5 protein-coding genes and 1 pseudogene are annotated in these 10178 nt (G+C 58.4%); 2 read left to right on the top strand and 4 right to left on the bottom strand.

Features of this window, described 5'->3' with window-relative positions; translation table 11 throughout:
- Positions 1–101 precede the first annotated feature (101 nt).
- Positions 102–707, top strand: a pseudogene (locus tag AB0N24_RS27045) (IS3 family transposase); the annotation flags it as partial.
- Positions 708–834: 127 nt separating this feature from the next.
- Here AB0N24_RS27045 and AB0N24_RS27040 read toward each other — a convergent pair.
- Entirely contained in the window at positions 835–1332 is a 498-nt protein-coding gene (locus tag AB0N24_RS27040; protein ID WP_364131567.1) for a hypothetical protein, read from the bottom strand.
- Positions 1333–1603: 271 nt separating this feature from the next.
- Positions 1604–2569 carry a DUF2971 domain-containing protein gene (locus AB0N24_RS27035; protein ID WP_364131564.1) on the bottom strand — a complete coding sequence of 322 codons (966 nt, stop codon included), beginning with the start codon at positions 2567–2569 and terminating at the stop codon, positions 1604–1606.
- A 260-nt stretch (positions 2570–2829) separates the two neighbouring features.
- On the opposite strand from AB0N24_RS27035, the gene AB0N24_RS27030 reads away from it, so the two are divergent.
- Positions 2830–7728 carry a type ISP restriction/modification enzyme gene (locus tag AB0N24_RS27030; RefSeq protein WP_364131561.1) on the top strand — a complete coding sequence of 1633 codons (4899 nt, stop codon included), beginning with the start codon at positions 2830–2832 and terminating at the stop codon, positions 7726–7728.
- Between the two features lie 775 nt (positions 7729–8503).
- On the opposite strand, the gene AB0N24_RS27025 is transcribed toward AB0N24_RS27030, so the two are convergent.
- Complete coding sequence (locus AB0N24_RS27025; protein WP_069951488.1) at positions 8504–8707, bottom strand: cold-shock protein; 204 nt, start codon at positions 8705–8707, stop codon at positions 8504–8506.
- Between the two features lie 206 nt (positions 8708–8913).
- Complete coding sequence (locus tag AB0N24_RS27020) at positions 8914–9522, bottom strand: recombinase family protein (RefSeq protein ID WP_364131557.1); 609 nt, start codon at positions 9520–9522, stop codon at positions 8914–8916.
- Positions 9523–10178: the final 656 nt, after the last annotated feature.

The raw sequence follows: 10178 nt of genomic DNA, 5'->3' as shown, positions 1-10178 counted from the left end.
CTGGGAAAACTCACGCCAATCGAATATGAAACAATCAACCGGACCGCGCTCACAGCGGCCTAAGACCCCGAGTCAACAAAAGCCGGGGCAGTCCCTTCTTCTACCACCAGGCCCGCCTCCAAAGCCCAGATCCTCGGGCGTCCCTGAAGGCCGCCGTCAAAGAGACCTTCGAGAAAAATCACGGCCGGTACGGGCACCGCCGGATCCATATCGAACTGCTCAAGCAAGGCTGGACAGTCGCCAAGAAGACCATACTGAAGCTGATGCGCTCCCTTCGGCTGGTCTGCAAGGTCCGAAGCAGGAAGCGGTACAACTCCTACCAGGGCGAACAAGGCGTTGTGGCCCCGAACCTGCTGAAACGCCAGTTCGACGCGGACGCCCCAAACCAGAAGTGGGTTACCGATGTGACCGAGTTCAGCGTGGCTGACCGGAAGCTGTACCTCTCACCGGTCATGGACCTCTTTGACCGGCAGGTCATCTCCTACGCTATTGGTGTCTCACCCAATCTGGAGCTGACCAACGCCGTCATGGAGAACTTCTTCGGACACCTCAAGGAGGAGCTCTTCCACCGTGTCCGATTCCTCAACACCGATGCCCTCACAGAGGCGCTGCACGACTACATCCGCTGGTACAACACCGAAAGAGTCTCCACCAAGCTCAAGGGTCTAAGCCCAGTTCAGTACCGTGCCCAGGCCCTCGCCGCGTAGGACTCGGCAAACCAACAGAGCTTTCGAAGGCTGTATCGAAGCTAGGCGCGCTTCCGTCCCAACTCTTTGACAGCGGAACGCTGTCGGGGCTGACGGGCTGGCGAACGAGGGCAAGCGGATCCTCGAATTAGGAAGATTTGGCACCGTTCAGCAATCTGAATTCACCACCGAGTTCCTGAGCAAGTCGCTTCAGGTCTTTACCGCTGGGAGGCTCACCAAGCGCTTCGGACATGTCCACGACCATCCAGTTCTCGCCCTCCACGATGGACAGAGGCTGAGATGAATCCCCATACAGCTCGTGCTCAGCATTCCGGGCCTCTTCGGTTTTGAACCACTCGACCTGGACACGATCTGCGCAGACGACATATTCAGCCGTGAAACCTGCAATGTCCGGATTGATGATGGGATCCGTCCTGGGCTCATCATCGCAGCCGATCACGTCGGCAACGGCTCGACGGGCATCACCGACAGAATCGAACTCCTTGTGCTGCAAAGCGGCAGGGGTGGTTGTAGATTGCTGCGGAGCAGCAGCCTGCTGCTCGCTGACCGCGCAGCCTGTGAGACAGATGATCACCACAATTACTGCGATAGATGCCGCGCCCTTGCGTCTGCCGGTGATCATCATTGATTCCCCATCCCCCCGGAGGTTAGTTCAGTCATCCTTGCATACGACATTCGTGGCGTACAGGAAAAGAACGGACCTGAAAGAGCTGCACGCAGAAAGGCCCCGTCCCAATTAGGACGGGGCCTTCTGCGAAGGGCCGATCACTGACCCGCTAAAGTGGAACTCGCACATTAACGAGTCCAACTTTCGGGGACCAGTTCACCATGCCGGCCCTGCCTGCCTTTACGGACTAGGACACGTATGCAGAGTGGTGCAGGCTCGCGGGTGGGTTCTATCGGAACGGAATCTCCGACGCCAAAACCTCAACGTCGTAGCTATAGCCTCCCTCGCTCTGGTCATGTCCGTAGTTGTAGCCGTTCGCGTGCAATAGCTCCAGCAAGCTTCGTATTGCGAAGAATCGATCTGGCCCCGGCGACATTCTGATTTTTCGGATTGGCAGTTTGTTCGCCGAAGTCACGATGGGGCTCGAAGAGTCGTCAGAACCGGTGAGGACGACGTAGGGAACCATGCCGAGTCGACCTGAGTGATAACGAGTCAAGGACCTGTCCGCGTCCACGATGATCCTCACCTCTTCTTCGTGGACAAATCCTTGGTGCTTCGTCGTATTGCGAAGGGGCTCTGTTACTTCGTCGATGGAATTGAATACGTTGCTGATGTTCTCTTCAAGTTCTTCTTTGGTTGCTGCTGGTGCTCTGTAGAGACCTACGATCCTGTCGACAGCCTCCTTCGCCAGTCTCTCCGCGTCTTCCGGTCTGTAGTTCACGTCAAACCACGGAGATATGTCGCTTTTCCTTCTATGGTTCATCTGCTTGTCCGTCGGCGGCGCCAGGATGCTTAGAGGCGCTGTTGGATCGATACCAATGGCATAAGAGACCTCATCGGTGCCAGCGTAGCCTCGCCACATTGTGAGGGAATCGCCTCTTTTCGACGCACTGAGAAGATAGCGTGTCCCGTCCGGCGCGTGGGGGCTGGAGAACCGGAGATTGTCGTACCAATCGCCCACGTGGTCGATATACGAGTCGAGCATCTTCGGAAAATCCTTGCCGAGGTCATTCTTTGCTTTCACCAAGTATTCATCGGCGAGACGGCGTTCACGCGAGTCGTTCATGAACGCAGTGTTGCTCGCCCACAACTCATGCTTTGTAACTATTTCCTTCAGTGCTGCGCCGCTTGTGTAATGCCAGACGAGATTGTCATCGCCATCGTTTCGTTTCACTGCATCCCCCAAATCAGTCATTAGTGGAATATATGGTGTCCCGTCACCACAGCCGTGCAACGCAGCCTCAGTGCCACTCGCTCGTGTCGCGGCCCGCTCCGCCCGAGCCTTACGGGCCGAGCTAGAAGGAGGTCAAGAATGACCCATTCTGAGGATCGAAAGCACCACTGTCTGACAGCAGAGATGGCTGGGCACCACGCGGGCGGCATGGAAGATCATATGATCAGAGGCACCGGTTACGCCGGATTCCACATGTGCTTCTCTTCTCCGGGGGTTTCTCTTTGGCAACGACGTTCGATGTACTGCTCGATTCGTACCGTGACCTCGCGGACTCGGAGCGGATGAAGGGCAACTACTTCGAGCAGCTCGTTGGTCGGTACCTGGAGAAGGACGGAGTTCAGGCTCCGCAGTACCGCAACGTTTGGTTGTGGAGGGACTGGCCGGACCGGGACGGTAAGAAAGACAACGGCATCGATCTCGTGGCCGAGCGTCAGGACGGCGGCTTCACAGCCATCCAGTGCAAGTTCTATGCCGAGGGCCATCGGATCCAGAAGTCTGATATTGATTCGTTCATCTCGGCGTCAGGGAAGCCTCCATTCACGCACCGGCTGATCGTGGACACAACCGGTCGGGGCTGGTCTCCGAACGCGGAGGAGATGCTGGACAACCAGCACCTGCCCATCCAGCGCGTCGGACTCACGGATTTCCGCAACTCCAATATCGACTGGGCGACCTACGAGCTGACCGACCCCTCAACGGCGCCCAAGCTGCATGATAAGAAGCAGTTGCGCACCCACCAGCACGAAGCGGTCAACGCTGCCATGGAGGGCTTCGCAACCAACCACCGCGGCAAGCTCATCATGGCCTGCGGCACAGGTAAGACCTTCACCGCACTAAAAATCGCCGAACGTTTCGCCGAGCAGGAAACTCATGTCCGCGTCCTCTTCCTCGTTCCCTCCCTAGCGCTGATGTCCCAGTCGCTGAAGGAATGGTCCGACGAAACCACACAGACCATGCACGCCTACGCTGTCTGTTCCGACACAAAGGTCGGCCGGCAAAAGAACTCCGATTTCACTGACGTTGCTATCCATGACCTACAGATCCCGGCAACCACCGACGGGGCCACCTTGCTGGAGGCCATGGGAACCCGTGAGCTGGACGAGGGAATGACGGTGGTGTTCTCCACCTATCAGTCCATCGACGCAGTGTCCCAGGCACAGAAAGCCGGGCTCCAGGACTTTGACCTGATTATCTGCGACGAGGCGCACCGCACGACCGGCGCGACCTTGGCCGGCACTGAGGACTCCCACTTCGTAAAGGTCCACCGCAACGAGGTCGTCGCCGGCGCCAAGCGCCTGTACATGACTGCCACACCCCGTCTGTTCAACGACGACACCAAGAACAAGGCACTGGAACGCGACGCGATCCTGTGTTCGATGGACGACGAGACCATGTACGGGCCCGTTTTCTACCGGATAGGCTTCGGCGAGGCACTCGCGGCGAATCCACCACTTCTGACCGACTACAAGGTCTTGGTTCTGGGAGTGGAAGAGACGCAAGTGGTCTCCAGCTTCCAAGACCAACTCGCGGATTCGAATATGGAACTGCAGATCGATGATGTTGCCAAGCTCATTGGCTGCTGGAACGGGTTGGCTAAACGACGCTCGGGGAACCGTGAAGTGTCATTTGGCAACGACCTGGCCCCAATGAAACGTGCCGTCGCATTCAACCGGGACATCAAATCCTCCAAGCTCGTGGAGTCGGAATTTGAAGAATTAGTCCGGGTCCACCTGACCAATCTGGACAACGATGATCCCACTGATGACCTGAAGGTCGAGGTCAAACACGTCGATGGAGGATTCAACGCAATCACCCGCGCGGAACGGTTGGACTGGCTCAAGGAAGACATAGACAGCCCCCAAGATCAGCCTGTCTGCAGAATCCTGACCAACGCCCGATGCCTCACCGAGGGAGTGGACGTCCCGTCCCTGGACGCAGTCCTCTTCCTAAACCCGCGTAACTCCATGGTCGACGTCATCCAGGCCGTGGGCCGGGTCATGCGCATCAACCAGGGCAAACAATTCGGGTACATCATCCTTCCGATCGCCATCCCCGAAGGCATGTCCACCTCCGAGGCGCTGCGTGACAACACGCGCTACAAGGTGGTGTGGCAGGTACTGCAGGCCCTCCGCGCACACGATGAGCGCATGGACGCTGCCATCAATCAGATCGAACTCAACGCCAAGGCGCCCGAATCCATCCTGGTTGAGACCGTGGATCTTGCACCTAGGAAGAAAGCCCGGACCAACGTCGGTGGGAATGCCGGCGGGGGAGACCGCCCCGGCGGCGGAAGTGGCGATGACAACACAGATCCGCAATACGTTCAGCCTGAACTGCAGTTCCCGGTGGGGGAGTGGAAGGACTCCGTTTACGCCAAAATCGTGGACAAGTGCGGAAACCGCATGTACTGGGAAGACTGGTCCAAGGACATTGCGGCCATCGCGAACAAACACATCGCACTCATCAACAACCTCCTCACTGGGGCTAACCCGGAACACCGCCAGGCCTTTGATGACTTCATCCAAGGTTTGCAAGAGAACCTGAACCCGGAGATCGACCAGGCGCAAGCTGTCGAAATGCTCGCCCAGCATCTGGTCACCAAACCTGTGTTCGACGCCATGTTCGCCGACTCAAACTTCACCGAGCACAACCCTGTGTCCCTGGCAATGCAAAACATCCTCAATCAGCTGGACGAAAATTCCGCATTCGAAAAAGAGCGCGCCGGGCTGGAGAAGTTCTATGACTCCGTCCGCGCCCGGGTGAAGTCCATCGACAATGCTGCCGCCAAACAGAAAATAATTCTGGAGCTCTACGACAACTTCTTCCGCAATGCCTTCCCCCGAGTGGCCGACCGGCTCGGTATCGTATTTACGCCAGTCCCCGTCGTGGACTACATCCTTCGGTCCGCCGATGCTGCCCTTCGACTGGAATTTGGAAAGTCCCTTTCCGATGAGGGTGTTTCCATCCTTGAGCCCTTCGTCGGCACCGGAACTTTTGTCACCCGGCTTCTGCAGTCCGGGCTGATCAAACCCCAAGATCTACACCGTAAATACACCCAAGAACTCTTCGCCAACGAGATCGTCCTGCTCAGCTACTACATCGCCGCCATCAACATCGAAAGCGTCTTCGCTGATGTGGCTAGGGCTGCTGACCTGGATCAGGGCTACGTCCCGTTCGAAGGGATTGCGCTGACAGACACTTTCCAGCTCGACGAGGGCGACGGTCAGTTCGAGTCGGGTTTCTTCCCGGAAAACTCCGAACGAGTGAAGCGGCAGAAATCCCAAGAGATCCGGGTCGTGGTCATGAACCCGCCATATTCGGCGGGCCAGACCAGCGCGAACGATAACAACCAGAATCAGAAGTACCTGTTACTCGACAGGTCGATCGCGGAGACCTACGTGGCCCGGTCCGCCGGAACGCGTATGAACGCCCTGTACGACTCATACAGCCGTGCAATTCGTTGGGCTTCAGACAGAATCGGCGGCGATGGAGTCATAGCTTTCGTTGCAAACGGCAGCTTCATCGACGGTCACATCTTCGACGGTGTTCGCAAGACCTTCGCCACCGAGTTCAGCCGGATCTTCGTCTATAACCTGCGGGGAAACCAGCGAACATCCGGTGAAACCTCACGTAAAGAGGGGGGGAAGATTTTCGGAAGTGGCTCCCGTACTCAAGTTGCCGTCTGCATCCTTATAAAGAACTCCGCAAGCACAAGCCCGGCGGACATCCAGTACCGGGACATCGGCGACTACCTCACCCGCGAGCAAAAGCTCGATATCCTCAACATCGAGCAGTCGCTCGAAGGTACCGAGTGGGAATCCATCGTTCCCAACGAGCAAGGCGACTGGATCAACCACCGCGACGAAAACTACGATAGTTTCCAACCGATTGGCGATAAGACGACAAAAGGAAAGGCAGACACCAAAGCCCTCTTCGCAACCTTTTCGAATGGCCTTGTGACGAGTCGCGATTCATGGGTGATCAACTACTCGTCTCGCCGCCTCTGGTCCAGCATTAGCCTGATGACGGAGACGTACAGGCAATCGCTCTTGGACTTCACCGCTGCTGTCGCTTCGGGCATGGACCCGCGCGTCGCGGGAGACCTTGCAGTGACGGCCAATCCTGCGAAGATTAGCTGGTCGAGGGGGCTCAGGGACAGGCTGAGGCGTAACAGCCCTCTCGAAGTCGAGAAGTCCAACGATACATTGGTCGCATACCGGCCATTCAACGTCCAACGTGGCTATTTTGGCCCAGGTATCGTTGAAAATCTAAGCCAGCTTCCACGCATCTTCCCAACTCCGGACCATAAGAATCTCGCCATCACCGTCAACGCTGACAAACGGCGCGAATCTGGAGCGCTCATGGTCAGCGTCGTACCAGACCTCCACTTCAATGGGGATACGAGTGCCTTTCCCCTGTACACCTACGAAGCGGTAACAAGTGACATCCAGGGCGACCTGTTTGCGGAAGCTGATTTCGCCGCAGTCAATGGTTACCGCCGGAAAGACAACATCACCGACGCGACCCTGACCACGTACCGCGGTTTCTACGAGGATGTTCAGATCGGTAAGGAAGACATCTTCTACTATGTCTACGGTCTGCTTCACAGCCCCGCGTACAAGGAGCAATACAAGGCAGACCTGATGAAGATGTTGCCACGGATACCCAAGGTCAAGGACTTTTGGGGCTTCAGCCAGGCGGGCCGCGGGCTCGCGGACCTGCATCTGGACTACGAGACAAAGACACCCTACGCCCTGGAGGAGATCACCACGGGAGTGACGGGTGGCGACGAATACGACTTCTACCGAGTGAACAAGCTGTGTTTCGGCGCCCGGAAGGACCGCTCAAGGATCATCTACAACCAGCGGATCACACTGGCCGGAATACCGGATGAGGCCTACGACTACCAAGTCAACGGCAAGTCTGCCCTCGAGTGGATCATCGATCGGTATCAGGTGACCACGCACAAGGACTCACAGATCGTCAACGACCCGAACGATTACTGCCGTGAAATCGGCAATCCCCGCTACATCGTGGACCTCGTCAAGCGTATCGTCACGGTCTCCCTGGAAACGAACAAAGTAGTGGCAGCTTTGCCGGCGTTGGACATTCTCGAATGACCAGCGCACCGCGTTGGACAGACAAGATGATGTCTCTCTTTCGTGCGTGGAGGCTAGTGCGTCCCCTAGGGGGTGTGCTGTTCAGGCGCCGCGACGCTTCGGCGGTGACACAAGACTTCCAACGCACTCCAAACCAGAAGGAAGCTGACCTAGATAGCCCGTATGTCACGATTCATATGTTTCCGGTCCAATATAGAGCGGAACGAGTCTTTCAGGCGGGAGCACCTGAATGGGAAGCTGTAACAGGCATCTTTCGGCAGTTTGCACGGGAAAGCGGCTTTGATTCGAACCCGCCTGTCTTCGGGCACAGCGGGCAGGTGTGGCTGGTCACGGAAACCGGGCTCCTGCGCCCCTACTCCCTCGTGTGCGGAGCCGCGGAGGTTGATACATCCGGCGCTCGTCCGACCTTGTTATGGATGTGGATCCACCCGAACAGCCGTCGTAACGAGGTAGTCCCGACGCGGGACGCAGCGATACGGCTATGGCAACGAATTGTGGAGGAGTTCGGAGAGCTGGAACTCGAACCGCCTGTTTCCAAATCGATGCAAGGATTCCTGCGAAAACTGGACTAGAAGCCTGGCGAACAAAAGGTCAAGTTTTCCTGCGCTTAGCCCGCAGACTCCAAGCGTGCCACCGTTGCGGGGCGTCGCCAGATGGTCGACACGTGCATTCGCGGCACCCGGATTTACGTCATCGGGCCACGTGTTTACTCTTGCCCCCGGACAACAGCAAGAGACTGGCCGGCCGCAACGGCTGACCAGTCTCTCGGGGACTGCTAGAGCGGCTGAATGTTCTCAGCCTGGGGGCCCTTGGGGCCCTGGGTGATGTCGAACTGAACCTTCTGGTTCTCGTCCAGGGACTTGTAACCGCTGGATGCGATTGCCGAATAGTGTGCGAACACGTCAGCGCTTCCGTCGTCAGGGGCAATGAAACCAAAGCCCTTTTCGGAGTTAAACCACTTGACAGTACCTGTTGCCATGCTTGATTTTTCCTTCACGGGTCGCCGGGCGGTTCCGCTTCTCGGAATACCGTCCCCGCCACTCACATTGATGAGCCTATGGGCGATCGTTTGCAGGGGCAACAGTTGGCTTCAAAAGCGGAAGCCGCCGAGGCTCGGCATCGGCTGGGGCCTGAGAGTGCCGGAGGGTGAACCGGCCGATGGGGGGTCCCTGCTGCAGGTCTGCCTCAGGGCGTCTGAGAGGTGATCCATTGCCGGGCATCCAGCTCTCCGATCCGCCGGTACAGGGTCGCCCGCGACATACCCAGGTCACGGGCGACGTGGGTGGCTGCCTCCCCGGCGTCGATGAGGCGGCGGGCGTTGCTGATCTGGCTATCGCTGAACTGCTGCCGCCGTCCGCCCAGATCCTTCCCCGCGGCCCGGCGTTTGGAGACAGAGTCGTTGATGCGTTCGCGCTTAATCTCGAGTTCCATCTGGGCCAGGGCCGCCATGACAGTGAAGACCATGGATCCCATCGGGGTGCCGGTGTCCACATTCCCGCCGCCCAGGTTCAACACCCGAAGGTTGATGCCCCTGGCCCGCAGCTCCTCGGCAAGGCCGAGCATGTTCACCGTGGACCTTCCCAGCCGGTCCAACGTGGTGATCACCAGCGTGTCCCCCTCGTGCAGTGCTTCCAGCGCCCTATTGAATGCCGGCCTCGATGCCCGGGCGCCGCTGACCCCGTGGTCGGTGTAGAGGTCATCACGTCGCACACCCGCTGCGAGCAGGTCCCGAACCTGCCGGTCGAAGTCCTGTGCCCTGGTCGAGACCCGGACGTAGCCGATCAGTTTTCCCATGTACGCCCCACAAGTGTCTTGCAACCAATACTCATGTCAGTAAAACTAACAGGAGGCTGCGATACATGGTGGCAAGACACTCGGAGCCGCGGAGTTCCAAGCCGCACTGTTGTCTCACCGGACCGTCTCACATCCGAAGGGTTGTGAGACGGACGAGTGCGCGCCGCTGAACCGGAATGGCGCCAATTCCTCGAGGGTCCTCGTCGAGCGACTGTGGACGGCCGTACGGTAGCGGCTCGTCTCCTGCGAAGCTTTGCCGCTGATACTCGACGACTACGCTCGGGGAATATCCCTGCTGAGCATTAGCCGGGCAGGCACCCCGGCGACGAGGGCCGGGGTAAGTAGCAGCAGTCCGTAACCGGGGATAGGTGCAGATATGAGAGCCGCGGCAACAGCAGCGGCTGAGAAAACAACATAGGCGAGCCGCCGCGATCGCCGCGCCGATCCCGTGGCTCGCGCCCGTGACCAGCGCGACCTTCCCGTCGAGGTGCCCGGAGCTGGTCATCGTTCTTCTCGGTTCGCGGCGGCCCGGTTCTGCGGCAGGAGGAAGCCGACCGCGATAAGCCAGAGGAGCCCGCCGAACCGACCGATCGGGAGCAGGAATTGGAGCGGCTCGACGGCCATGGAGAGGAAGCTCAGCTCGGACAACGCGGCGA

The sequence above is a fragment of the Arthrobacter sp. NPDC093128 genome (assembly GCF_040683875.1).
In the GTDB taxonomy this organism is placed as follows: domain Bacteria; phylum Actinomycetota; class Actinomycetes; order Actinomycetales; family Micrococcaceae; genus Arthrobacter.
Note: the sequence above shows the minus strand (reverse complement) of the source record. Positions and strands in the feature narration are given on the sequence as shown.

What these genes read in the sequence shown, in the direction of transcription:
- AB0N24_RS27020 (WP_364131557.1), bottom strand. Translation starts at nt 9,522, where the DNA reads ATGGGAAAACTGATCGGCTACGTCCGGGTCTCGACCAGGGCACAGGAC.
- AB0N24_RS27025 (WP_069951488.1), bottom strand. Translation starts at nt 8,707, where the DNA reads ATGGCAACAGGTACTGTCAAGTGGTTTAACTCCGAAAAGGGCTTTGGT.
- AB0N24_RS27040 (WP_364131567.1), bottom strand. Translation starts at nt 1,332, where the DNA reads ATGATGATCACCGGCAGACGCAAGGGCGCGGCATCTATCGCAGTAATT.
- AB0N24_RS27035 (WP_364131564.1), bottom strand. Translation starts at nt 2,569, where the DNA reads ATGACTGATTTGGGGGATGCAGTGAAACGAAACGATGGCGATGACAAT.